This is a genomic window from Vibrio panuliri (assembly GCF_009938205.1).
Classification (GTDB): Bacteria; Pseudomonadota; Gammaproteobacteria; order Enterobacterales; family Vibrionaceae; genus Vibrio; species Vibrio panuliri.
Genome location: NZ_AP019654.1, coordinates 2,806,489 through 2,830,048 on the forward strand (window position 1 = coordinate 2,806,489; position 23,560 = coordinate 2,830,048).

At 45.2% G+C, this 23,560-nt stretch carries 20 protein-coding genes and 9 tRNA genes; 9 read left to right on the top strand and 20 right to left on the bottom strand.

Annotated features, from left to right (window positions below):
- Positions 1-125 precede the first annotated feature (125 nt).
- The 15 genes from GZK95_RS12750 to pncC form a co-directional block, all read right to left on the bottom strand.
- Positions 126-202: transfer RNA gene (locus GZK95_RS12750), tRNA-Arg, on the bottom strand.
- 54 nt (positions 203-256) lie between these two features.
- A tRNA-Arg gene (locus GZK95_RS12755) sits at positions 257-333 on the bottom strand.
- A gap of 52 nt (positions 334-385) precedes the next feature.
- A tRNA-Arg gene (locus GZK95_RS12760) sits at positions 386-462 on the bottom strand.
- A 54-nt stretch (positions 463-516) separates the two neighbouring features.
- Positions 517-593: transfer RNA gene (locus GZK95_RS12765), tRNA-Arg, on the bottom strand.
- A gap of 52 nt (positions 594-645) precedes the next feature.
- Positions 646-722: transfer RNA gene (locus GZK95_RS12770), tRNA-Arg, on the bottom strand.
- 69 nt (positions 723-791) lie between these two features.
- Positions 792-868 (bottom strand) — tRNA-Arg (locus tag GZK95_RS12775).
- A 68-nt stretch (positions 869-936) separates the two neighbouring features.
- Positions 937-1,029 (bottom strand) — tRNA-Ser (locus tag GZK95_RS12780).
- Between the two features lie 28 nt (positions 1,030-1,057).
- Positions 1,058-1,134: transfer RNA gene (locus GZK95_RS12785), tRNA-Arg, on the bottom strand.
- A 64-nt stretch (positions 1,135-1,198) separates the two neighbouring features.
- Positions 1,199-1,291, bottom strand: a tRNA-Ser gene (locus tag GZK95_RS12790).
- A gap of 184 nt (positions 1,292-1,475) precedes the next feature.
- Positions 1,476-1,673 carry a carbon storage regulator CsrA gene (csrA, locus tag GZK95_RS12795; RefSeq protein ID WP_004415691.1) on the bottom strand — a complete coding sequence of 66 codons (198 nt, stop codon included), beginning with the start codon at positions 1,671-1,673 and terminating at the stop codon, positions 1,476-1,478.
- Between the two features lie 93 nt (positions 1,674-1,766).
- Positions 1,767-2,954 (bottom strand): aspartate kinase, encoded by a 1,188-nt coding sequence (locus GZK95_RS12800; RefSeq protein WP_075706943.1) that lies wholly within the window; start codon positions 2,952-2,954, stop codon positions 1,767-1,769.
- 154 nt (positions 2,955-3,108) lie between these two features.
- Entirely contained in the window at positions 3,109-5,691 is a 2,583-nt protein-coding gene (gene alaS / locus GZK95_RS12805) for an alanine--tRNA ligase (RefSeq protein WP_075715367.1), read from the bottom strand.
- A 339-nt stretch (positions 5,692-6,030) separates the two neighbouring features.
- Entirely contained in the window at positions 6,031-7,422 is a 1,392-nt protein-coding gene (locus GZK95_RS12810; RefSeq protein WP_075706947.1) for a tyrosine phenol-lyase, read from the bottom strand.
- Between the two features lie 1,404 nt (positions 7,423-8,826).
- Complete coding sequence (gene recA / locus GZK95_RS12815; RefSeq protein WP_075707075.1) at positions 8,827-9,867, bottom strand: recombinase RecA; 1,041 nt, start codon at positions 9,865-9,867, stop codon at positions 8,827-8,829.
- A gap of 190 nt (positions 9,868-10,057) precedes the next feature.
- Positions 10,058-10,549, bottom strand: a complete 492-nt coding sequence (pncC, locus tag GZK95_RS12820) for a nicotinamide-nucleotide amidase (RefSeq protein WP_075715366.1) — start codon at positions 10,547-10,549, stop codon at positions 10,058-10,060.
- A gap of 303 nt (positions 10,550-10,852) precedes the next feature.
- Here pncC and mutS point away from each other — a divergent pair, with 303 nt between their 5' ends.
- The 9 genes from mutS (at position 10,853) to yacG (ending at position 19,529) form a co-directional block, all read left to right on the top strand.
- On the top strand, positions 10,853-13,429 hold the full coding sequence (gene mutS / locus GZK95_RS12825) for a DNA mismatch repair protein MutS (RefSeq protein ID WP_075715365.1): 2,577 nt from the start codon (positions 10,853-10,855) through the stop codon (positions 13,427-13,429).
- Between the two features lie 230 nt (positions 13,430-13,659).
- The gene (locus GZK95_RS12830) at positions 13,660-14,076 is read left to right on the top strand and encodes a pilin (RefSeq protein ID WP_075706953.1); all 417 of its coding nucleotides are present in this window, start codon (positions 13,660-13,662) and stop codon (positions 14,074-14,076) included.
- Positions 14,076-15,755, top strand: a complete 1,680-nt coding sequence (gene pilB / locus GZK95_RS12835) for a type IV-A pilus assembly ATPase PilB (RefSeq protein WP_075715364.1) — start codon at positions 14,076-14,078, stop codon at positions 15,753-15,755. Before GZK95_RS12830 ends, pilB begins: the two co-directional genes overlap by 1 nt.
- A 1-nt stretch (position 15,756) precedes the next feature.
- Positions 15,757-16,560 carry a type II secretion system F family protein gene (locus GZK95_RS12840; RefSeq protein ID WP_083626249.1) on the top strand — a complete coding sequence of 268 codons (804 nt, stop codon included), beginning with the start codon at positions 15,757-15,759 and terminating at the stop codon, positions 16,558-16,560.
- The gene (locus tag GZK95_RS12845) at positions 16,557-16,979 is read left to right on the top strand and encodes a type II secretion system F family protein (RefSeq protein ID WP_083626247.1); all 423 of its coding nucleotides are present in this window, start codon (positions 16,557-16,559) and stop codon (positions 16,977-16,979) included. Before GZK95_RS12840 ends, GZK95_RS12845 begins: the two co-directional genes overlap by 4 nt.
- 47 nt (positions 16,980-17,026) lie before the next feature.
- On the top strand, positions 17,027-17,896 hold the full coding sequence (locus GZK95_RS12850; protein ID WP_075715363.1) for a prepilin peptidase: 870 nt from the start codon (positions 17,027-17,029) through the stop codon (positions 17,894-17,896).
- Position 17,897: 1 nt separating this feature from the next.
- Positions 17,898-18,506 carry a dephospho-CoA kinase gene (coaE, locus tag GZK95_RS12855; RefSeq protein WP_075706961.1) on the top strand — a complete coding sequence of 203 codons (609 nt, stop codon included), beginning with the start codon at positions 17,898-17,900 and terminating at the stop codon, positions 18,504-18,506.
- A gap of 33 nt (positions 18,507-18,539) precedes the next feature.
- Entirely contained in the window at positions 18,540-19,280 is a 741-nt protein-coding gene (zapD, locus tag GZK95_RS12860) for a cell division protein ZapD (RefSeq protein ID WP_075706963.1), read from the top strand.
- Positions 19,281-19,334: 54 nt separating this feature from the next.
- Complete coding sequence (gene yacG / locus GZK95_RS12865) at positions 19,335-19,529, top strand: DNA gyrase inhibitor YacG (RefSeq protein WP_075706965.1); 195 nt, start codon at positions 19,335-19,337, stop codon at positions 19,527-19,529.
- Between the two features lie 323 nt (positions 19,530-19,852).
- Here the strand turns inward: yacG and rplS are convergent, their stop codons facing one another.
- The 5 genes from rplS to ffh form a co-directional block, all read right to left on the bottom strand.
- On the bottom strand, positions 19,853-20,206 hold the full coding sequence (gene rplS / locus GZK95_RS12870) for a 50S ribosomal protein L19 (RefSeq protein WP_038173824.1): 354 nt from the start codon (positions 20,204-20,206) through the stop codon (positions 19,853-19,855).
- A 42-nt stretch (positions 20,207-20,248) separates the two neighbouring features.
- Positions 20,249-20,992 (bottom strand): tRNA (guanosine(37)-N1)-methyltransferase TrmD, encoded by a 744-nt coding sequence (trmD, locus tag GZK95_RS12875; protein ID WP_075706967.1) that lies wholly within the window; start codon positions 20,990-20,992, stop codon positions 20,249-20,251.
- A 25-nt stretch (positions 20,993-21,017) separates the two neighbouring features.
- Positions 21,018-21,566 (bottom strand): ribosome maturation factor RimM, encoded by a 549-nt coding sequence (gene rimM, locus GZK95_RS12880; RefSeq protein ID WP_075715362.1) that lies wholly within the window; start codon positions 21,564-21,566, stop codon positions 21,018-21,020.
- Positions 21,567-21,593: 27 nt separating this feature from the next.
- On the bottom strand, positions 21,594-21,842 hold the full coding sequence (rpsP, locus tag GZK95_RS12885) for a 30S ribosomal protein S16 (protein ID WP_005593968.1): 249 nt from the start codon (positions 21,840-21,842) through the stop codon (positions 21,594-21,596).
- A gap of 211 nt (positions 21,843-22,053) precedes the next feature.
- Positions 22,054-23,436 carry a signal recognition particle protein gene (gene ffh, locus GZK95_RS12890; protein ID WP_075706971.1) on the bottom strand — a complete coding sequence of 461 codons (1,383 nt, stop codon included), beginning with the start codon at positions 23,434-23,436 and terminating at the stop codon, positions 22,054-22,056.
- Between the last annotated feature and the right edge of the window lie 124 nt (positions 23,437-23,560).

The window sequence follows — 23,560 nt, forward strand, 5'->3', positions numbered from 1 at the left end:
CTGCGATTGGCTTAAAAAATCTGATATTTATGTTTCAAAAACAGATAGTTGTATATGAAAAGTAGGAATGTTGATAAGATTTTGTTAATAAAAAAGCCCCGCACGAATGCGAGGCTTTAGTATAATGGCGCGCTCGAGAGGATTCGAACCTCTGACCGCCTGGTTCGTAGCCAGGTACTCTATCCAGCTGAGCTACGAGCGCGCAGTTTTCGATATTAATTAATACTAACCAATATCAGGTCTGTAACCTAAAAAGTGGCGCGTCCTGGAGGATTCGAACCTCCGACCGCCTGGTTCGTAGCCAGGTACTCTATCCAGCTGAGCTAAGGACGCACGGGTTTTGATAATGACGTTATCACTATCAGGACTAGATAGCCCTAAATAATGGCGCGCTCGAGAGGATTCGAACCTCTGACCGCCTGGTTCGTAGCCAGGTACTCTATCCAGCTGAGCTACGAGCGCGCAGTTTTCGATATTAATTAACACTAACCAATATCAGGTCTATAACCTAAAAAGTGGCGCGTCCTGGAGGATTCGAACCTCCGACCGCCTGGTTCGTAGCCAGGTACTCTATCCAGCTGAGCTAAGGACGCACGGGTTTTGATAATGACATTATCACTATCAGGACTAGATAGCCCTAAATAATGGCGCGCTCGAGAGGATTCGAACCTCTGACCGCCTGGTTCGTAGCCAGGTACTCTATCCAGCTGAGCTACGAGCGCGCAATTTTCGATATCAATTAACACTAACCAATATCAGGTCTGTGACCCCTATTCTTTTCAAAAGAAAAGTGGCGCGTCCTGGAGGATTCGAACCTCCGACCGCCTGGTTCGTAGCCAGGTACTCTATCCAGCTGAGCTAAGGACGCACGGGATGTGAAGCTTATCACAAATTTTTAGTTTTGAAACAAAAAAATTGACCTGCCGGTCAATAAAATGGCGGTGAAGGAGGGATTCGAACCCTCGATACGGTATCAAGCCGTATACTCCCTTAGCAGGGGAGCGCCTTCAGCCTCTCGGCCACCTCACCGTTTTTTATTATTCTCTCCAAGAGAGAATGGCGCGCTCGAGAGGATTCGAACCTCTGACCGCCTGGTTCGTAGCCAGGTACTCTATCCAGCTGAGCTACGAGCGCGCATTTGCTTTGTTTCAAAGCTATGCTCCGAAGAGCAATTCTTCTAAAAAAGAAGAAGCAAGAATGGCGGTGAAGGAGGGATTCGAACCCTCGATACGGTATCAAGCCGTATACTCCCTTAGCAGGGGAGCGCCTTCAGCCTCTCGGCCACCTCACCGTCTTGCGGAGGCACATATTACGATTTACCGAAAATATGTCAATTACTTTCTTGGCAAATTTGACAGAAACCTCTCCAACCGTTGGCAAATTAACCAAATCGGTGTTTATTCATGCTTTTTCGAGAGAATTTCCACTATGTACCCACAAAAAAAGCTGACATTGTGCCAGCTTTTTTAAAGCAATTAGTAGTTGCCAGATGCAACGTTACCATTACCTTTTTCTGCCTGAATGCGCATGTAGATTTCTTCGCGGTGAACAGACACTTCTTTCGGAGCATTAACGCCGATACGTACTTGGTTACCTTTTACGCCTAGTACAGTTACAGTGACTTCATCACCAATCATTAGAGTTTCACCAACACGGCGAGTTAAAATTAGCATTCTGTGCTCCTTGAGTAATCTCTTAAAATTTCTTGCTACTAAGCTATTATCCAACAAAAGTTATATTTTCGTAAACTCTATTCTGCGGAGAATCTAGTTTAGAAAGGCATGTTTTTGTAGGCAAACGAGTGCTTTGCTCGGCTTGATATAAGCTTGATGCAATAAATTCGCCGCATAATCTACACTCTCTGGTAACAATGCAATAGTTAATGACCATTCATCCACTTTTTGATGAATCGTTACTATTTCATTACTGGCCAGCAGTTGCGATGAGGAATGCAATAACTCGTAAGTATTTGCCCCCACTGCGGTCAGTAAACTGATAGAGTGATGATCAGCGACTTTTCCCTGTAAAACCAACTCTAGTTTAGAGTAAGCATCTTGCTTGACAACAATAGCGAGCCAATCTGGGTGCTCAATCACATCCCAAATTGCAATACCGATAAGGCGGCACTGTTTTTCGATTAATTCTAGCGAACTTTTCGCTACCTTAATCAAATACATATCGCGTTGAATCGCTAAACCACTAACTGGATAAACGCATTCATCTCCTTTCACCAGACTGCCTTGATTGACGTCAAAGGTCGACAATACTCGTAAAGGCACCCGATTTTTCCACGCATATTGCACAGAAGGAAGATGAAGTACTTTGGCACCATTTTTTGCCATTGCTTCCATCGAGGGAAAATCAATTATATCAAGCTTTTGGGCATCTTGAACAACGCGTGGATCACAGGTATAGATACCATCAACATCGGTGAAGATCTGACACTCATCGGCACATAGTGCACCTGCAAGCGTGACTGCAGAAGTGTCTGAGCCACCACGGCCTAACGTGGTAATATCTCCGCGCTCTGTTATCCCTTGAAATCCAGCGACAATGACAATTTGGTCTTGTTCCAGTAATTCTGTGATTGGCGAAATATCAATATGCTTTATCGTCGCATCGTTGTGCTGATTGTCGGTAACAATATTTGCCTGAGCTCCGGTTAATGAGCGCGACTTATACCCCATTTTATTGAGCGTCATCGCGAGTAGTGCCATCGAAACCTGTTCACCAGCAGCAAGTAATACATCAAGTTCGCGAGCATCCGGTACGCTATCGACTTGCTTTGCCAGGTCAAGCAATCGATTGGTTTCTCCTGACATTGCAGAGACAACGACAACGACTTGATTGCCCGAGTTTTTAGCTTGAATGATGTGCTGTGCAACTTGATGAATTCGTTCAATCGAACCTACCGAAGTACCGCCAAATTTTTGCACGATAAGAGGCTTTTTCACCAGTCTTCACCTTCCCATGACCAAAGTCTCATTGCGCCACTCAGCTGAGTCAGTGAGTGGTCGTTTTAGAAATCAAATCCGACATATTGTCGGATTTTTATAAAAAAGAACGCTCAACCATAAATGATTGAGCGTGATTCAGTTTATTTCAGTCTTATAGACGCTCAGAAACCCAAGCTTCAACTGACTCTAGTGCACCCGGCAGTGCTGAAGCATCAGTACCACCTGCTTGCGCCATGTCTGGGCGACCGCCACCTTTACCGCCAACTTGCTGAGCAACCATGTTAACAAGTTCGCCCGCTTTCACTTTGCCAGTAAGATCTTTAGTTACACCCGCGATTAGACCTACTTTACCGTCTGCAACATTACCTAGCATGATGATGCCGCTGCCTAGTTGGTTCTTCAGTTCATCGACCATACCACGCAGTGCTTTGTTCTCTGCACCATCAAGTTGTGCAACAAGTACTTTAACACCAGCAATCTCTTTCACTTGGTTAGTTAGGCTCGCACCCGCTTGAGACGCTAGCTTATCTTTAAGTTGTTGGATTTCTTTTTCCAGTGCCTTCGCTTTGCTTGCTGCTTCAGAAAGCTTCGCTTCGTACTTATCTTGCTGTGCTTCAATTGCGTCTAGCGCTGCTTCACCCGTTACCGCTTCAATACGACGGATGCCTGCTGCGATACCACCTTCTGACGTGATCTTGAATAGACCAATGTCACCCGTGTTAGACGCGTGGATACCACCACATAGCTCAGTTGAGAAATCACCCATAGATAGTACGCGAACTTCATCATCGTACTTCTCACCAAATAGCGCCATCGCACCTTTCTGCTTCGCAGACTCAATATCCATGATATTGGTTTCGATGTTGTGGTTACGACGAATTTGCGCGTTGACTAGACGCTCAACTTCTTTCAGCTCAGCCGCTGTCACACCTTCTAGGTGAGAGAAGTCAAAACGTAGGTTTTCAGCTTTCACTAGAGAGCCTTTCTGCGTTACGTGCTCACCCAATACTTTACGTAGTGCTGCGTGTAGCAAGTGCGTTGCAGAGTGGTTCAATGTGATTGCTGCGCGGCGTACTGCATCCACTAGAGCTTGTGCTTTGTCGCCTTTCGCAATTACACCTTCAGTTAACTCACCGTGGTGTGCAATTGCATTACCTAGTTTCTGTGTATCTTCTACTTTAAATAGGCCTGATTCAGTTTTGATCACGCCAGCGTCACCACATTGACCGCCTGATTCTGCGTAGAATGGGGTTTCTTCAAGGATAAGTATCGCCTTATCACCAGCAGATAGTGACTCAACTTCGTTACCTTCAACAAACATTGCTGCGACTGCACTTGAACCTTCTGTCGCTGAGTAGCCGCAGAACTCAGTTTGTGCGTCAGTTTTGATTGCTGCGTTGTAGTCCGTACCGAATTGACCGGCTTCGCGAGCACGTTGACGTTGCTCTTCCATTGCTTTCTCAAAACCTTCTTCGTCGATCGCGAAGTCACGCTCACGAGCTACGTCGTTAGTTAAGTCAGCTGGGAAGCCGTAAGTGTCGTAAAGTTTAAATACGGTTTCGCCGTCTAGCACTTTGCCGTCTAGGTTATCTAAAGCTTCGTTTAGAATTGTCATGCCACGTTCAAGAGTACGTCCGAAGTTCTCCTCTTCGATACGTAGAACTTTTTCAACAACCGCTTGTTGACGTTTTAGTTCTTCGCCAGCTGTACCCATGATCTCTGCCAATACGCCAACCAACTTGTGGAAGAATGCGCCTTGAGCCCCCACTTTGTTACCGTGACGAACTGCACGACGGATGATACGACGTAGAACGTAACCACGCCCTTCGTTTGAAGGCATAACACCATCAACGATGAGGAATGAACATGAACGAATGTGGTCAGCAATTACACGTAGAGACTGGTTTGATAGGTCTTCACAACCTGTTACTTCAGCCGCTGCTTTAATCAGCGTTTGGAATACATCAATCTCGTAGTTTGAGTGAACGCCTTGCATGATTGCAGAAATACGCTCAATACCCATGCCCGTATCAACAGATGGCTTTGGAAGAGGTTCCATGGTGCCGTCTGCGTGACGGTTGAACTGCATAAATACGTTGTTCCAAATCTCGATAAAACGGTCACCGTCTTCTTCAGGAGAGCCTGGACGACCGCCCCAAATATGTTCACCGTGATCGTAGAAGATTTCAGTACATGGACCACAAGGACCTGTATCACCCATTTGCCAGAAGTTATCTGACTCGTATGCTTTACCACCTTCTTTGTCACCGATACGTACGATGCGATCCGCTGGAATACCAATCTTTTTATTCCAGATATCGAATGCTTCATCATCAGTCTCGTAAACGGTCACAAGAAGACGATCTTTCGGCAGTTTTAGTGTGTCTGTAAGGAATTCCCACGCGTACGCAATCGCGTCTTCTTTGAAGTAATCGCCAAAGCTAAAGTTGCCTAGCATTTCAAAGAATGTGTGGTGGCGAGCAGTAAAGCCAACGTTTTCTAAATCGTTGTGTTTACCACCTGCACGTACACAGCGTTGGGCCGTAGTCGCTCGAGTGTAGGCGCGTTTTTCTAAACCTAAGAAACAATCTTTAAATTGGTTCATACCTGCGTTAGTGAAAAGCAGGGTTGGGTCGTTATGCGGTACTAACGATGAACTTTCTACGATTTGGTGTCCTTTGCTTTCAAAGAACTTGAGGAACGCGTTGCGAACCTCATCTGTGCTCATGTACATGCAGCTCTTCCTGAAAATAGTCGAGATAGAATTTTGCTGTATTGTACACATAAGCGAGTACTAGATGCTATACCCAAGTCACCTCAAGATGCATGGTTTCGCACGTCTGAATGGCGGTTTTGATAAGGGGGGCGAGATCTCTATTAAATCCACTTTAGCCGCTTTTCCCTCCCCAAAGCTGCAAAAGCACATGTATACCAGTCAAAACAACCGATTAGTCTTGCTTTGAATGACTTTTAATCATGATTTGTCATTGCGCGCGTGGTTAATTTGCTCATAGCTGAAACGAAGAAAGCCCCCTACAAGAGGGGGCTTAGTAACTCAGCGAATAGCTAACTATTAACCTTCAATGTACTCGAAACGAGAAGTGAAGAAACGTAGTTGCTTAGGCTCGTATACAAAGTTTAGACCTTTGATAGTGTCACGTTTTTTGTATAGCTCGATGATACCTTCAGCTACTGCATCCATGTGTGCGTAAGTGTAAACACGACGTGGAATAGTTAGACGGATAGTTTCTAGAGCTGGACGGTGGTGATCACCAGTCTCACGGTTACGTCCTGCAGATACGATACCACGTTCCATTGTACGTACACCTGTCTCGATGTATACAGACGCAGCTAGAGTTTGCGCTGGACACTGATCTTGAGTTAGGTGTGGTAGGAAGCGACGTGCGTCAACGAATACTGCGTGGCCACCAACAGGTTCAATCATTGGAACGCCAGCTTCACGTAGCTTGTCACCTAGGTAACGGATTTGCTTGATACGGTGGTCAAGGTAAGGGAACTCTAGAGCTTCTTCTAGACCAACAGCTAGAGCTGCCATGTCACGACCAGCTAGACCGCCGTATGAAGGCATACCTTCGTATACTACTACTAGTTCTTTAGATTCTTCGAATAGGTGCTCGTCGCGTAGCGCTAGGAAACCACCGATGTTTGCAAGACCGTCTTTCTTAGAAGACATTGTTGCGCCGTCTGCGTAAGAGAACTGCTCAAGAACGATCTCTTTGATAGACTTGTCTGCGTAACCTTCTTCTTGCTCTTTGATGTAGTATGCGTTTTCTGCACAACGAGTTGCATCGTAGAATACTTTGATGCCGTTAGCTTTACAGATTTCGCTTACTGCACGCATGTTAGCCATAGATACTGGCTGACCACCTGCTAGGTTTACAGTGATTGCTAGACATACGTAAGCAATGTTTTCTGCGCCTTTCTCAGCGATAGCAGATTGTAGTTTGTCTAGGTCGATGTTGCCTTTAAATGGTACATCTAGTGCTGCATCGTGTGCTTCATCACGGATGATGTCGATGAATTTAGCACCGTTGTGCTCTTGGTGGAAACGTGTAGTTGTGAAGTACATGTTACCAAGAACCCATTGTTGACCTTTGTCTTTAGGAATTGCGATTTGAGAAAGGATGTTCTCTGCACCGCGACCTTGGTGAGTAGGAATTAGGTATGGGAAACCGTATAGACGTTGAACAGCTTCTTCTAGTTTGTAGAAATCTTTAGAACCAGCGTATGCTTCGTCACCAGTCATTAGAGCAGCCCACTGCTTGTCAGACATTGCAGATGTGCCTGAGTCAGTTAGTAGGTCGATGTAAACATCAGCACTGTTTAGAAGAAACGTGTTGTAACCAGCTTCTTTCATTTTTTCAGCACGCTCTTCGCGACCAATCATTGATACGTTTTCGATAGTTTTAATACGAAACGGTTCAGCAGGATAACGTTTATCCATTTTCTTACTCCAATTTATTTAATGGTCATATTCTTTATTTATTGGGTGTGTCCCCCAAACTTCGAAGCCATTAAAGTATTTTTTTCGGATTAAGGGAATAGCTCACCCAGCGGTATAATTTCGAAGTTTCGTATAGAAAAATAAACGCCAACTTTATTGCGAAAATAAGATATTACAGACGTTGTTTTTTCCATTTGTTTGATTGATCGGTATTGTACAACCCCTTTCAATTTGTTAGACAGTCACCATAATGAGAGTCAGTTAACACTTTAATGCGTACATTTTAATGTACTGTTTTTTTTACACCCCTACTATCTACTGGCAAATTGCGTCAAATAGCGTCTCTTTTTACACATTTCTAACAATAAGACCGAGTGAATTTAATCTTTCGTGCCGCAAAAATGAGTGAAAAAAGCCAAAAATATCTCTTGTTTTTCATCTGGCAGATCAAAACACCCCTACCTTTAGGTTGACCTCGATCTCATTTATAAATTACGACGAATTTTACATGAAAAACAAGCTCGCCTTATGTTAAAAATAATGATCTTTTTATTTATTATCCAAACAAAAATAATTAAAAAAAACCACCGAATTACCACAGTTAATATTAGCAACCGTTAATTTATCTCGATCAATATTTAAGCAAGGCTTAATTTAATTAAAATATATCGCCTTAATTATTAGACAAGCGAAAATATAGAGACAAATACACAGATATTTTATTTTCCTGAGGCGACATTAAGTGCTCAAGATCACATTTTATTTGGTTTTACTTCTATTTGATTATTTTGCAAAGCCCATGAACCTGCTTCGTAAGGCAAATATCAAGTTATCAGTCCCGATATCCGCCAAGAAGCCGCGAAAATTTCTGTTCATTTCCCATCACCAAGCCCCAAAAGCGCATATCGCGCAGTAATCAGCTAGCTTGTGAACGCTAAACTCCAGAGAGGCGCTGTCGTTTAAAGCCAATCAAACTAACCGGGCAGCATGAGAACACTATGGAATGGGTTTGGCAGCTCCCTTAAACAGATTAACTTTCTGTCTTCACAGCACGTTACTGCCATTGCCACTCTACAGGCGAGGAACTTAACGCTTTTTTGATTGTGAAAAGGCGGCTTTGTCGTAGTCAGTCACACCGTACTCACCTGCAGGAAAGTCATAGGAGTGAATGAGGGGCACTATTTTACTCAGGTCACCTCAAGGTGTGGGGTTCGGGGTAAATGACTTTGTGGTAGATATGGCAGCTAACCGCAGATTTAGTCACGCTTAAGCAAAAAGCGTTAACGACGTATACGGAGCAAACGAACTAGCCTTCGCGAGCAAGCGACTTAGTTTCAGCATGGCAGATAAAACAAAGCCCCGCATTCACGAGGCTTTATTGTCTATATATAGAGGGAAGTAAGATTAGAACTCTTCTTCTTGCGGCATCTCGCCGATTTCAGGCTCTTCAGGCTGAGCTGGAGTCAATAGCATCTCACGCAGTTTGCTATCGATAGTATGCGCCGCTTCTGGGTTCTCTTTTAGGTACTTACACGCGTTCGCTTTACCTTGGCCAATCTTATCGCCATTGTAGCTGTACCAAGCACCTGCTTTTTCTACTAGCTTGTGCTTCACACCTAGGTCGATCAGTTCGCCCTCACGGTTAAAGCCTTGGCCATAAAGAATTTGAGTTTCAGCTTGCTTAAATGGTGCAGCAATCTTGTTCTTCACCACTTTAATACGAGTTTCGTTACCTACAACTTCATCGCCTTCTTTGATAGAACCTGTGCGGCGAATATCAAGACGAACAGATGCGTAAAATTTCAGAGCATTACCGCCAGTTGTCGTCTCTGGGTTACCAAACATCACACCAATCTTCATACGGATTTGGTTGATGAAGATACACATACAGTTAGACTGTTTAAGGTTACCAGTTAGCTTACGCATTGCTTGAGATAGCATACGCGCTTGTAAGCCCATGTGGCTATCGCCCATCTCACCTTCAATTTCAGCTTTTGGTGTTAGTGCCGCTACCGAGTCAACCACGAGAACATCAATTGCGCCTGAGCGAGCAAGGGCATCACAAATTTCTAGTGCCTGCTCACCAGTATCTGGTTGAGAAACCAATAGTGCGTCAATATCAACACCTAGCTTCTTAGCGTAAATAGGATCAAGTGCGTGCTCAGCATCAATAAAAGCACAAGTTTTACCTTCACGTTGAGCTGCGGCAATCAACTCAAGAGTCAACGTTGTTTTACCCGAAGATTCTGGACCGTAAATTTCTACGATACGACCCATAGGTAAACCACCAGCACCTAGTGCGATATCTAGAGAAAGTGATCCCGTCGAAATGGTTTCTACATCCATTGTACGGTTATCACCAAGGCGCATAATAGAGCCTTTACCGAATTGCTTTTCAATTTGACCTAGCGCAGCGGCGAGGGCTTTCTGTTTATTCTCGTCCATCACTTTCTCCAAACTACCCATCATCGCTGATGAATATAAAATCTGATTGGTGTCGTTCAGCATCTGCCGAACAATTTATGAGTGTCATTATACTGTTGATTCATACAGTGTCCATAGCTGTATGGATTTTTTTTCGTTCGACGGGCTAGAGTACTGATCTCACGCGCATTTTAAACCCAAAGCAACAAAACTATGATCTCTCACCCAAATAGTCACACAGTATTGTCAGTGCATACTCTACGGCTTGTGTACGTACTTCGCTTCGGTCGCCGGAAAAATGTTGGGTTGAAACCATTAACCAGCCAGCACTGTCTGCAAAACCAAAACAAACTGTTCCAACGGGCTTCTCAACACTCCCACCCGCAGGGCCAGCGATACCGCTGATCGACACCGCCATTGTCGCGTTTGAATGTTGTAATGCCCCCAGCACCATTTCTTCAACGATGGGTTCACTCACCGCTCCCCATGTATCCAAAGTGCTTTCCTTAACCCCGAGCATCTCTATTTTCGCTTCATTACTATAGGTAACAAAAGCACGGTCGAACCAAGCTGAACTACCTGCAATATCCGTTACCGCAGTCGCGACACCTCCGCCAGTGCAGGATTCAGCGGTCGTCAAAACGTGTTGATGCGCTAACAATAATTTACCAAGGCGCGTGCTACTTGTGATATGTGTGGTCATGTCTTCCCCTTAGCTTAGCTCGATATCGCTCTACTATATACAGCGGTTCCATATAAGTTCAATGCTCTGCATGAGTTTGATTTGGTGAGACAGAATCGACATCAATTTTCGATTCCTATCTGATTTATCACTGAATATGCGCCCTTTCCCATTTCTCTAAATCGGGGGGATTTGATATCCTTCGCTGTCACATTTTTATGCTCTCGCGAAACAGAGCCATGACGTCACTTCGATAAAACCAGGTCAAGATGCCGTTACATCCGTTTAAACATATGAAATTTACTATTCATAGGTAAGAAAACCATGACGACAAAAAATAAAACCAATACACATACACCTATGATGCAGCAATATCTTAAGTTAAAAGCTGAGAATCCTGACATTCTGCTGTTTTATCGTATGGGCGACTTCTACGAGCTTTTTTATGACGACGCAAAACGCGCTTCACAACTGCTCGATATCTCATTAACCAAGCGTGGCTCATCAGCCGGCGAGCCGATCCCAATGGCAGGCGTACCTTACCACGCCGTAGAGGGCTACTTAGCGAAACTGGTTCAACTCGGTGAATCCGTCGCGATCTGTGAGCAAATTGGTGATCCAGCCACCAGCAAAGGCCCCGTTGAACGCAAAGTAGTGCGTATTGTAACTCCGGGAACTGTGACCGATGAAGCGCTGCTGTCTGAGCGCGTTGACAACCTGATTGCGGCTATCTATCACCATAATGGTAAATTTGGCTATGCCACATTAGATATTACCTCTGGTCGTTTCCAGCTCACCGAGCCTGAGAGCGAAGAAGCAATGGCAGCCGAACTACAACGCACCTCACCACGTGAGTTACTGTTCCCTGAAGATTTTGAACCTGTGCAATTGATGTCCTCGCGCAGTGGCAATCGTCGTCGCCCAGTATGGGAGTTTGAAATCGACACCGCCAAGCAGCAACTTAATCAGCAATTTGGCACCCGTGATCTAATCGGTTTTGGTGTAGAGCATGCCAAGTTAGGGCTTTGCGCTGCGGGTTGCTTAATTCAATACGTAAAAGATACTCAACGCACAGCACTGCCGCATATTCGCTCATTGACGTTTGATCGCCAAGATCACTCGGTGATTTTGGATGCCGCAACGCGCCGCAATTTAGAAATCACCCAAAACCTTGCTGGCGGCTTAGATAACACCCTAGCGGACGTCTTAGATAAAACGGCGACGCCTATGGGTAGCCGAATGCTCAAACGTTGGTTGCATCAACCAATGCGCTGTATCGACACCCTAAACCAACGCCTAGATGCGATTACCGATATTAAAGAGCAAAGCGTTTTCTGCGACTTGCAACCCGTATTGAAGCAAATTGGTGATATCGAGCGTATTCTGGCTCGTTTAGCACTGCGCTCAGCTCGTCCTCGTGATTTGGCACGTTTGCGACATGCGATGCAACAGTTGCCGGACTTGGCTGCGGTACTGGCTGATCTTAATCACCCGTATCTTGCTAAGTTAGCGCAATTTGCCGCCCCGATGGATTCTGTTTGCGATCTGCTTGAACGCGCCATTAAAGAGAATCCACCTGTAGTTATCCGTGATGGTGGTGTGATCGCAGAGGGCTATAACGCTGAGTTAGATGAGTGGCGTAATCTTGCCGATGGTGCCACTGAGTACTTAGAGCAACTGGAGCGAGAAGAACGCGAGCGCCATGATATTGACACGCTTAAAGTGGGCTATAACGCAGTCCATGGCTTCTTTATTCAAGTCAGCCGTGGGCAGAGCCATCTAGTACCCGCTCACTATGTGCGCCGTCAAACACTAAAAAATGCCGAACGCTACATTATTCCTGAGCTGAAAGAGCACGAAGATAAAGTTCTCAACTCAAAATCAAAAGCCCTTTCTGTGGAGAAAAAACTGTGGGAAGAGCTATTTGATCTTCTCCTTCCACATCTAGAGCAAATGCAGAACTTAGCCTCTGCAGTTTCACAATTAGACGTACTGCAAAACCTAGCCGAACGCGCTGATAGCCTAGACTACTGTCGTCCAACCTTGAGTCAAGAGCCGGGGATTTCGATTCAAGCGGGTCGCCACCCTGTCGTTGAGCAAGTCATGGATGAGCCCTTTATTGCCAACCCAATAGAACTTAACACTCAACGCAAAATGCTGATCATCACAGGTCCAAACATGGGGGGTAAATCAACCTACATGCGCCAGACTGCCTTGATCGCACTGTTAGCGCATATCGGCTCTTACGTGCCCGCAGAATCAGCACACATAGGCTCAATCGATCGCATTTTTACTCGTATTGGTGCATCAGATGACTTAGCTTCTGGTCGTTCAACCTTTATGGTCGAAATGACAGAAACAGCCAATATTCTGCACAACGCCACTGAACGCAGCTTGGTATTGATGGACGAAATTGGTCGAGGAACCAGTACATACGACGGTCTGTCACTCGCATGGGCAAGCGCCGAATGGCTGGCAAAGCAAATTGGGGCACTCACCCTTTTTGCCACCCACTACTTTGAACTCACCGAGCTACCAAACCAAATTGCCCACTTGGCCAACGTACATTTAGATGCTGTTGAACATGGTGAAAGCATTGCCTTTATGCATGCGGTGCAAGAAGGTGCTGCCAGCAAATCCTATGGTCTTGCCGTTGCAGGACTTGCTGGTGTGCCGAAAACCGTGATTAAACAAGCCCGTGCGAAGCTGACTCAGTTAGAGCAGTTAAGCCACGTAACTGAAGCCAATGCACCGCGCAGCAGCGCTGTCGATATTGCCAACCAACTCAGTTTAATTCCTGAACCAAGTGAAGTGGAAGAGGCGCTAGCAAACATCAACCCAGACGACTTAACTCCTCGCCAAGCACTGGAAGAGTTGTACCGTTTGAAAAAGCTGCTTTAACCTTTCGTCAGCATACGAATATAAGCCGCGCCTATTGCGCGGCTTTTTCTTTGCTTGGTTTAACAATGAGTGACATTTGACGAGCAAAATCAAACCTTCTAGCTATTTAATCTGCAACAGAAGTTGCCAATCATGCCTTACTGCTCGGAACTCCGTTGGTGACTGATACATCCCAAGCGATAGGACGCCTATGCTGAAATTTCCTCACAGACCAACCAATGGAAATTGTTATGCGCACCCACTCTATAAAGCAAATGCAAGGCTTTACTCTGATTGAGTTGATGATCGTTGTGGCAATCATCGCCGTGCTCGCCACTATTGGCATGCCGATGTACAACAACTACACAATTAGATCTAATGTCGTTGCAGCAATCGCCGAAGCGAGTTCGTATAAGACCGCTGTCGCCCTTTGCTACCAAGAAAATGGCGCCTTGTCATCTTGTGACGCAGGGAATGACGGTGTACCGAGTGCGGCTTCCAAAATTACCGGTATCACCGATGGAAAGATTACCCTTAATCCACAAGTCGACTGCGATAATGACTCATCAACCGACAATACTTTTGCCTATAGCCCCGATGTCGACACCGGTGGGATCATGACTTGGAACATTGCTGACGACCAAAGTAACTGCGGTCAATATCAATAATGCCCTTGCTTGAGATGCTACTGAGAGAGCGCTACCTTACCTCAACCCAACTTGCATCCTTGCCGATTGAACAACACACATCTCTGTGCGAGACATTGGTAAACTCTGGCACATTAAGCCATCAGCAACTTAGTATCGCCATGGCTCAACTCTTTAACCTTGAAGTGGTTGAGATCGAACACTTTGACTATCAATCCTTATGTCGCACTTTGGGATTAAGAGAGCTGATTACCCGTTACCAAGCTGTTCCGATAAAGAGAAATACTCAACAGCTCACTCTTGCCATTTTTGACCCAAGCCAAACCGGCTTGGAGCAAGAGTTTGGCTTTGCCACCCACCTTCAAGTTGTTTTGGTTATTGCGGATATTCGTGCAATTAAGAAAGCAATCAATAATTTATATGGCCGCAATAATCCCCATATCAATACATACCATAAGGAGATTGATACGACTGAACTCGAGCAAATGGTCGATCTTTCTCAACAAGAGCAAAACTCTCTCGACGAGTTAACCCAAGATGATGCTCCTATCAGCCGCTATATCCATCAGGTCCTACTCGATGCAATCCGTAAAGGGGCTTCCGATATTCATTTCGAACCATACGAAGAACATTTTCGAATTCGTTTTCGTTGCGATGGCCTCCTACTTGAAGCACACCACCCTCCAGTTTCGTTAGGGCGAAGATTAACAACACGAGTAAAAATCCTCGCTCAATTAAACATCGCGGAAAGGCGCTTGCCACAAGATGGACGCACCAAGCTAAAACTCAACGACGCCTTGTCGGCAGATATGCGTATATCCACTCTGCCAACATTATGGGGCGAAAAGGTGGTGCTGCGTTTACTGAACAATACACCAAGCGTACTCAACATCGACAAACTTGGATTTACTCAAGAACAACAACAGACTTACGTTCAAACGTTGAAGCGCCCGCAAGGACTCATCATGATCACCGGACCGACTGGCAGTGGTAAAACAGTCACTCTTTATGCAGGTCTCGCTACACTTAACACCCCTCAACGTAATATTGCGACCGCCGAAGATCCAATCGAAATGAATCTATTTGGCATAAACCAAGTGCAAGTCCAACCCCAAATTGGCTTTGATTTCTCCACGGCGCTACGCACATTTTTACGCCAAGACCCAGACGTGATAATGGTCGGAGAAATACGTGATTTTGAAACCGCTGAAATTGCCGTCAAAGCAGCACAAACGGGTCACTTAGTACTTTCGACACTACACACTAACTCTGCGGCTGAAACGCTAGTTCGACTGAATAACATGGGGATTCAACCATACAATCTCGCGGCTTCATTGAGCTTAGTGATAGCGCAACGCTTGGTTCGCCGTTTGTGTCCGTTATGCAAACAGAACGCCGAGCTCACTTTAGAGCAAGCCAGTTATCTCTCAGTCTCGCATCCTCAAGCCGTATATTGTGCCAACCACTCAGGCTGTGAACATTGTAATCAAGGCTACTTAGGCCGAATTGGTCTATTTGAAATCCTACCAATCAATCAAGAAATCAAACGCAAAATTCTCGCTCAATCTAATGCTTCGGAACTGCAACAGCAGGCAGTAGCACAGGGGATGCAAACTATAAAATCCTGTGCGACCGAGAAGCTACTTCAAGGCGAGACGAGCTTGGCTGAACTTGAGCGTGTTTTACTATTTGGGGAATAGTATGGCGCAAAGGCAGAGCAGCGAACTCAAAGTCTTCCGTTGGCGTGGCATTAGTCGAAATGGCAAACGTTGCCAAGGTCATGAATACGCGGCTACCTCATCACATGTGAGAGTTAAACTCACACAACAGAATATTCGAGTCACTCATTTACGCGTTGAGAAAGTTTCGCCGTTACAACGCTATAACCAACGAATCAAACCGTATGAGTTGCCTATATTTACCCGCCAGTTGGCGACGATGCTAACAGCGAATATACCGCTACTACAGGCAATTAAACTCATTCGAGACAATCAAAGACACGTGAGTTTTAAGTCCATCTTGCACAATATTGCTGCTGATATCGAGATGGGAATCCCCATTGCTGATGCTTTTCGAACACATGCTATATTTCCACCGAGCTATATCGACCTAATCACTTGCGGTGAAACATCAGGCAAGTTGACGGAAGTATTTCAGCAACTGGCCAAGCATCAAGAAAAAGCATTTAAACTCAGAAAGCAAATTATCAAGGCTTCTATTTATCCCTGTCTTGTTGTCATCGTCTCCCTCTCAGTGATCTATTTGATGCTCACTATGGTAGTGCCACAATTCAAAAGTATGTTTGCCAGTTTTGGGGCGGAACTGCCTTGGTTCACACAGCAAGTCCTCTCCATATCTAACGCAATTCAAGCTCACGCGGTCACGATTTTTACTCTCCTAATCTTTATCTTCCTAGTCCTTCGAGTACTGCGTGCCTCCTCACCCCAATTTGCCCTTTGTATTAGCCATGTTGTTCGCCGTTTACCGGTTGTAGGCAGGTTATGAGCAAGAGCTTTGTCGCTCAGTTTAGCCGGACATTGGCGACCAGTGTTTCGGCAGGGCTACCACTGCTGACTTGCCTAAACACCGCTAAGCAAAATCAGTATCCTCCATGCTATCAAGTCGCGCTCGCTGAACTATACACAAACACCTCGTCTGGAATGCCACTCTACCTTGCCATGAAACGCAGCAATCTCTTTTGCGAAATGACGCTACAAATGGTGATGATCGGCGAGGAATCCGGATGCTTGGATGATATGCTCAATCGCATTGCCTCTTTGCACGAAAATGAAATAGATGATCTGGTCGAACAGCTAGGTCAACTAATTGAACCTCTGGTTATTGTCGTGTTGAGCCTTATCGTAGGGAGCATAGTATTAGCAATCTACTTACCCATCTTTAACTTAATGAATGTTATGGGCTAAGATAGCGCCTTAAATCTCCCTCCCCTTATTGCGGATACTGAGTTCCTATGGCTATATTTTCTTACTACCCTTGGCTGTTCCCATTGTTAGCAACGGTTTTCGGCTTACTAGTCGGCAGCTTTCTTAATGTGGTGATTTACCGTTTACCGATTATGATGGAGCGAGAGTGGCGTAAAGAGTGCAGCGAGAGTTTTCCTGAAGCCAACCTGACCGTCGATCAAAGTCGTTTTAACCTAAGTGTGCCCCGCTCAGCATGCCCAAACTGTCATACGCCAATACGTGCATTGGATAATATCCCCGTGCTCAGTTGGTTAATGCTGGGTGGAAAATGTCATCAGTGCAAAACGAAAATCAGTGCGCGCTACCCTTTAATCGAGCTATTAACTGCAGGTATGTGTGGTCTAGTCGCATTAGAGTTTGGTTTTAGCTATTTTGCTATCGCACTACTTTTTTTCACCTTTGTGCTAATTGCAGCAACCTTTATCGATCTCGATACCATGTTACTGCCCGATCAATTGACACTACCGCTAATGTGGGCAGGGATCTGCCTTGCACTCGTTGGGATTAGCCCTGTCAGCCTACAAGACTCTGTAATTGGTGCCATCGCGGGTTATCTCTGCCTGTGGAGTGTCTATTGGGGGTTTAAATTGCTGACCGGCAAAGAAGGCATGGGTTACGGTGACTTCAAGTTACTAGCCGCGCTTGGCGCTTGGTTGGGATGGCAGTATTTACCCATGATTATTTTGCTCTCATCACTGGTTGGATTAGTGTTTGGCATTATTCAGCTCAGAATGCAAAAGAAAGGGATTGATATGGCTTTTCCGTTTGGTCCTTATCTTGCTATCGCGGGTTGGGTTGCCACAATGTGGGGCAGCGAGATCCTTCATCATTACTACCGTTTTTTACTAGGAGCGTAATATGGCATTAATCGTTGGACTGACTGGTGGTATTGCCAGCGGAAAAACTACTGTCGCCAATATTTTCCGCGATCAATTTTCAATCGATATCGTCGATGCCGACGTAGTCGCGCGCGAGGTGGTTGAACCCGGTAGTGATGGTTTAAAAGCGATTGTTGCACGTTACGGACAAGAAGTTTTGCATAGTGATGGCACATTGAACCGCCCAGCACTACGCACCATTATTTTTGCCCATCCAAGTGAAAAGCAATGGATCGATGCCCTGCTGCATCCGATGATTCGTCGCAATATGCAACAACAATTACAGCATGTCACCTCGGAATATGCTCTACTTGTGATACCCTTGATGGTTGAAAATGATCTTCAGCAACTCGCAGACCTCGTTTTGGTCGTCGATGTTGAAGAGGAAATACAGATTCAACGTACCATGAACCGTGATGGCGTCTCACGTCAACAAGCTGAATCAATCCTGCAATCTCAAGCCAGTCGTGAACAACGCCTTGCCATTGCTAACGATGTGATTAAAAACCATTCACAAAACCAACAACTTTTGCCCCAAATCACAGAATTACACAAAAAGTACCTAGAAATGTGCAGGGCAAATCTGTGAGAATAAAGCTACAAAATTTCAGGGCGACGCTTAATGACCACGCAATATTTCGAACATCCGCTGAATGAGAAAACCAGAATCTATCTACGTGTAGAGGCTTTGCTACATCAGTTGGATGTGTCATCGAGATTTAGTGATGATTTACAACATTTAAACTTCTTCCGTGGTCTATTTGACTTGCTTGAAATCTTTGAGCAAATCCAACTAAAAAGTGAGTTGGCAAAAGATATCGAAAAACAACGCCTGACTTATCGCACTTGGCTCAATGTTGACGGTGTGGATCAGGATATGCTGAGAAGCATTTTGCAAGAAGTTGATCAAGCCCATAGTGAATTAATGAGTGCCGAACGCTTTGGACAAAGCCTCAAAGAGGATCGCTTTTTAAGTGCGATACGCCAACGCTTTAATCTGCCTGGCGGCTCCTGTTGTTTCGACCTTCCAGCGCTACACCACTGGTTGCACCTACCATGTGAGCACAAACAGCAAGATGCTCGCAACTGGTTGGAGTCACTAAGCTCTTTATCCAACGCACTTAAGCTCTGGCTGCGACTCACTCGCGAGACTGGACATTTTCAAACTCGTGTTGCCCACAATGCATTTTTCCAAAGTGATGCCGAAGAAGCCAATATTCTACGCCTCAATATTCCAATGCATTACAGTGTGTACCCAATGATTTCAGGGCACAAAAACCGTTTTGCCATTAAATTTATTGAGTTCCAGAATGGTCAAGCTTATACCGGTGATGTGGAATTCAAACTGGCTGTTTGCTGCTAAGCAGACAACGAACCGCTATACTGCGTTTAATCAATCCAACTATTGACTGTTTTTATGAGCAAAATTACTAAAGTTGCCTGCCCACAATGTGGCACGGAAGTTATTTGGGGTGAAGAGAGCCCTTTTCGTCCTTTCTGTAGCAAGAAATGCCAAATGATCGATTTTGGCGAATGGGCAGACGAGGAAAACAGCATTGCAGGTGCGCCAGATATGTCGGACAGTGATGGTTGGTCGGAAGATCAGTATTGATAGATTCGAGAAACGAGAGCGCTACGCTTCGGGATTCGAGAACAAAAAGCTGATGTAATAACATCGGCTTTTTTGCTTTTGGAGAGCGTGAGAGCTAGATGACTGTCTCTTTTTAAAGATAAGTTCTGTCAACAACCCATATCCACTTCTAGCAGGGCGGAGCCCGATCCCGCTTTCCAAAAGCGAAGCGTTCCATAGGGCGTAGCCCATTCTAAAGTCCCGAAGGACGAAGTCCGCTCTCGAATCTCGCTTCTCTAAGCGAAGCGCACAAAAAAAGCGGAGACCAATGGCCTCCGCTTAATATGAGAACGCTAGTTATAGCATTACTTCTTAGCAAGTTTCTCTTTGATACGAGCTGACTTACCAGAACGCTCACGTAGGTAGTACAGTTTGGCACGACGTACTGCACCGCGGCGTTTAACTTCAATGCTATCAACGATAGGAGAGTGTGTTTGGAACGTACGCTCAACACCTTCACCGTTAGAGATCTTACGTACAGTGAAAGCAGAGTGTAGGCCACGGTTACGGATTGCGATTACAACGCCTTCAAAAGCCTGTAGACGCTCACGTTCACCTTCTTTTACCTTAACTTGAACTACAACAGTGTCACCTGGTGCAAATTTAGGTAGGCCTGATTTCATTTGCTCTTCTTCAAGAGCCTTGATGATGTTACTCATTTTAATAAATTCCTAGAATAAACTGATACTAATTAAATTAGGTTACTGTGCTTGATGCTCTTTAATGAACTCTGCCAGTAATTGTTCCTGTTCGTCAGTCAGAGCTAGGTTTTCCAGGAGTTCTGGTCTTCTTAGCCAAGTACGGCCTAGCGATTGTTGTAATCGCCAGCGACGAATGTCCTTATGGTTGCCTGACATCAGTACCGCTGGTACCTCTTTGCCATCCAACACTTCAGGGCGCGTATAGTGAGGGCAATCTAACAAGCCATTAGCAAAAGAATCTTCTTCTGCCGACGCAAAATCTCCAAGTACCCCAGGGATAAACCTTGAGACTGAATCAATTAACGTCATGGCCGGGATTTCTCCCCCCGTCATCACAAAATCACCGATTGACCATTCTTCGTCAACTTCGGATTGGATGATGCGCTCATCTACCCCTTCGTAGCGACCACAAATAAGAAGCAAGTTCTCGTTTGTTGCCAGCTCTTCAACCCCTTGTTGGTCGAGTTTACGACCTTGAGGTGATAGGTAAATAACTTTCGTCTTTCCCGGTGAAGCCTGTTTGGCTGTGTGAATGGCATCGCGCAAAGGCTGCACCATCATCAACATGCCTGGACCACCACCGTAAGGTCTGTCATCGACAGTTCGATGTTTGTCATGAGTGAAATCACGAGGATTCCATGTCTCAATCGACAATAGACCTTTTTTAACCGCTTGACCTGTTACTCCGAAATCAGTAACGCTGCGGAACATTTCAGGAAAAAGGCTAATTACGCCAACCCACATTGTTCAATCGCTCCGTTACAGGGAGTTAGAATCCAGGATCCCAGTCAACTTCGATCCGTTGAGCTTCGCGATCAACTTTGATGATCACTTGCTCTGTAAGGAACGGAATTAATCGTTCCTTTTGCCCGAAAGCATCTTTAAGATTTGCTTTTACTACGAGAACATCGTTTGAGCCAGTTTCTAGAATGTCAGAAACGACACCTAGATCGTAACCTTTAGTGGTTACTACTTGCATACCAAACAATTCACGCCAATAGAATTCTTCTGATGACAATTCTGGTAGTACTGCAGGGTCGATAGCAATTTCAAAGTTCGTCAGAAGTTGCGCTTCTTCGCGCACATCTAGACCTGCTAGTTTACATACATAGCCTTGACCATGACGCTTCCAGCTTTCTACTTTGTACTCAACCCACTCGCCTTTTTGGTTTAAAAACCAAGGGCTGTAATCAAAGATGTTTTCAGCATTGTCTGTGTAGGAAAAAACCTTAAGCCAACCACGAATGCCGTAAGTAGCACCAAACTTGCCTACAACAATCTTGTCATCGCTCATTGTTTCTTTACCTTTCATCGACATAAGCTAATTTCTACTTCTTGGTAAGAATTAAGCCGCTTTTTGAGCGTCTTTAACTAGCTTAGCTACGCGGTCAGATAGAGATGCGCCTTGACCAACCCAGTGGTTAACGCGGTCTAGATCTAGACGTAGGCCTTCTTCTTGACCTTGAGCTGTTGGGTTAAAGAAACCAACTTTCTCGATGAAACGGCCAGTTGATGCGTTACGGCTGTCCGCAACTACGATTTGATAAAATGGACGCTTTTTAGCGCCGTGACGTGCCAAACGAATGGTTACCATGTCGTCCTCTTTGCTTTCTCAAAAATAAAATTAACCCCAACAACCGTTCAAATAAGTAAACAGTTTGGGGTCTCGTGCCAAAATAAAGCTCCGGAATTTTACTCTTATTCCGGAGCAATGCAAGGTCTTTAGCTATTTTTTCGCCACCACAAATTGGCTAATAAGTATGTGAGCTAGCTAACACCTTGAAACTTCGATTGGGTACGGTGAATTAACGACCAAATGGATTAAAACCGCCACCACCGCCCATGCCACCCATCATGCCTTGCATGTTGCGCATCATGCCTTTCATGCCACCCTTTTGCATTTTCTTCATCATCTTCTGCATTTGGGTGAACTGCTTAAGCAAGCGGTTTACATCTTGAACTTGTACACCAGAACCTGCAGCAATGCGTTTCTTACGTGAACCTTTAATAATTTCAGGACGTTGGCGCTCTTTCATTGTCATTGAGTTAATGATCGCTTCCATCTGCTTAAACATCTTGTCGTCAACTTTGTCTTTTACATCAGAAGGAAGTTGAGACATGCCTGGCAGTTTGTCTAGCATGCCCATCATGCCGCCCATGTTCTGCATCTGACCAAGTTGCTCACGGAAATCTTCTAAATCGAAGCCTTTCTTCTCTTTGAACTTCTTCGCCAGTTTTTCAGCTTTTTCTTGGTCAACGTTGCGCTGTAGATCTTCAATCAGTGACAGTACATCACCCATACCCAGAATACGTGAAGCAACACGATCAGGGTGGAACGGTTCTAGAGCATCGGTCTTTTCGCCCACACCCAAGAACTTAATTGGTTTACCTGTAATGTGACGTACAGACAGCGCGGCACCACCACGAGCATCACCATCAACTTTGGTTAGGATGACACCGGTTAGAGGCAGAGCATCGCCAAACGCTTTTGCAGTGTTTGCAGCATCTTGACCTGTCATTGCATCAACAACAAACAGCGTCTCTACTGGATTAATAGCAGAATGGAGATCTTGAATCTCTGCCATCATCTGTTCATCAACCGCTAAACGACCTGCAGTATCGACAACCAATACGTCATAGAATTTCTTCTTCGCGTGGTCAATAGCCGCGTTAGCGATATCAATTGGCTTTTGGTCTGCGCTTGATGGGAAGAAATCTACCCCCACATCTGCCGCTAACGTTTCTAGCTGTTTAATCGCCGCAGGGCGATAAACGTCGGCAGAAACCACCAAGACTTTCTTCTTGTCGCGCTCAGTCAGCAATTTAGACAGTTTACCTACCGAAGTGGTTTTACCTGCACCTTGCAAACCTGCCATTAGAATCACAGCCGGTGGTTGAGCAGCAAGGTTTAACGCCTCGTTCGACTCACCCATCACCGCTTCAAGCTCAGCTTGAACGATCTTAATGAATTCTTGACCAGGAGTCAGAGATTTAGAAACCTCAACCCCAACGGCACTCTCTTTTACACGATTGATAAATTCACGTACGACAGGCAGAGCAACGTCAGCCTCAAGTAGCGCCATGCGCACTTCACGTAGCGTTTCTTTTATATTGTCTTCGGTAAGACGCCCTTTACCACTGATGTTTTTCAGGGTACGGGATAGGCGATCCGTTAAATTCTCAAACATCTTGTTCTCTTCGCTAAATTCGGCGATAAATTACTATGAGTATACCTTAGCCAACCCTCGCTTGGCACTAGTCGATTAGAATTTGATATCTCATCTCTCACAATTCAACCCTTATCTCCCATAG